A 1,276-nucleotide genomic window follows, 5' to 3' on the forward strand; every position below is an offset into this window, starting at 1 on the left:
CGGTGGAGTTCTCGAGCGACGTAGCGCTTCAGGCAGCGGATGATCTCTTTCTTGGACAGGCCGTCCTGGGTGCGTCGTTGCATGTAGGCGCGGGTGCGTGGGTCCCAGCGCAGGCGGCACATGACGATGCGATAGAGGGCGGCGTTGGCCTGGCGATCGCCGCCGCGGTTGAGGCGGTGGCGGGTGGTCTTGCCGGATGAGGCGGGGATCGGCGCGACGCCGCAGAGCATGGCGAAGGCGGCCTCGCTGTGGATGCGGTCGTGGTTCTCGCCTGCGGTGACGAGAAGTTGCCCAGCGGTGTCGGTGCCCACGCCGTATGCGGCGGCCAGGGTGGGGTTGATCGCGGTCACCAGTGGCTCCAGCAGCTCGTCGAGGTCGGCGATTTCGCCGGTGAGCTGCTGGTGGCGGCGGGCCAGGGACCGCAGCGCGATCTGGGTGGCGGTGGCCGGGTCGGCGGCGTCGTCGCGGTCGGGGCGCAGGGCGGCGCAGGTGGCGATCAGTTTCGTGATCGACAGGCCGCGTAGCTGCTGGCGGAGCGCGTCGGGGGCGGTGACGATCAGGGCTTTGATGCGGCGTTGGGTATCGGCGCGCTGGTCGATGGCGCTGCGCCGGGCGATACGCAGGTTACGCAGCGCTTCGATGCGGCCGTCGCGCTGCTTGGGGGTGCCGGTCCGGTCGCCGGCCAGTGCCGTCTTGGCGGCGGCGATGGCATCGATCGGGTCGGATTTGCCCTGGAAGCGGCGCCTCTTTCGGTCGGGCCGGTCGATCTCGATGACGTCGATGTGCTCGGCCTGCAGCAGGCGAGTGAGCCCTGCTCCGTAGACGCCGGTGCCCTCGACCCCGACCCGGCTCAGCTGCCCGAAAGCGCGCATCCAGGTCAGCAGAGCGGCGTAGCCGTCCGGGGTGGCGGGGAACTGCTCGGTGCCCAGGACCCGGCCGAGGAGGTCGATCACGGCTGCGGTGTGGGTGTCCTGGTGGGTGTCCACACCGCCGGCCACTTCGCTGATCGGGGCGGTGTCGGGTGTAATGGAGGTCATCGTCGTCCTGTCGTCTCGACCGGGGGCAGGGCGGCACGCACCAGCCGGGCAACGTGGACAAGACAGTGATGGGGCCTCTGGCCAGGCTCCTATGAAGTCACAGTCGCCACGTCCGGTGAGTGCAGATGAGTGCTTCCCGTCCAGGGCCGACAGATCCCGTTGAGGACCACAAGGTCAGTCAGGCGGTGGGTCAGACCCTGACGGGAAGCGCTCACACCTCCATCATCACTGTCAGGCGG

At 69.4% G+C, this 1,276-nt stretch carries 1 protein-coding gene; it reads right to left on the reverse strand.

Translation table 11 applies throughout. The features are described 5' to 3' along the window. On the reverse strand, positions 1-1,037 hold a 1,037-nt coding region (locus tag AB0K12_RS48355; protein WP_364576151.1), incomplete at its 3' end, for an IS110 family transposase. Positions 1,038-1,276 lie beyond the last annotated feature (239 nt).

The sequence above is a fragment of the Nonomuraea sp. NPDC049419 genome (genome assembly GCF_040676995.1).
Taxonomy (GTDB): Bacteria; Actinomycetota; Actinomycetes; order Streptosporangiales; family Streptosporangiaceae; genus Nonomuraea; species Nonomuraea salmonea.